Annotated in this window: 1 protein-coding gene; it reads right to left on the minus strand. The window is 67.0% G+C overall.

The annotated features are described in order from the left end of the window. Positions 1 to 185: 185 nt before the first annotated feature. On the minus strand, positions 186 to 628 hold a 443-nt coding region (locus RAD16_RS40360), incomplete at its 5' end, for an amidohydrolase family protein (RefSeq protein ID WP_458163634.1).

The following is a 628-nucleotide window of genomic DNA, read 5'->3' on the forward strand; positions in this document are numbered from 1 at the left end:
TCCTAGATCGTCGCGCCGGGCACCGCCAGGCACCGCGACACCTCCAGCTTGGCTTCCGGCTGGTGCGGCGCCAATCCGATGCGGCGCCCCGCCGACGGCCGCTGGCGACCACCCTTCGCCTTGCCTGACGAAACGGCAGGCAAAGCTACGCGGGCGCTAGACCGACCAAGCGATTACCCCACGCGTCAGCTGTCTTCGCAAGAACCCCGGATCCAGGTCGCCAGCGTACGCCCGTTCGAATCGAGGGTCACCAGGTCGGCACTCCAGCCTGGAGCAATGCGACCATGGCTGCCTTCCAGCCGGAGGAAACATGCCGGGTGGCGACCAGCCATGTTCAGCGCCTGTGCCTGCGATACGCCCAGCATGGCTTCCGCGTTGTGCACCGCCTGCGCCATGTCGAGATCCGACCCGGCGAGCGTGCCGTCCTCGTTGACGCAGACACCGTCGACCACGTCGACCCGATGCCCCTGCAGCATAAAGCTCTTCTCGATCTGCCCGACGCTCGGCATCGCATCGGTGACGAGCATGATGCGCTCGCCCTTGGCATTCAGCGCTACCCGCATCGTCGCAGGATGGACGTGCCGCCCGTCCACGATCAGCCCGCACCAGCTGTCCCGATCCTCCAGCG

This window comes from Bradyrhizobium sp. 18BD (assembly GCF_054185225.1).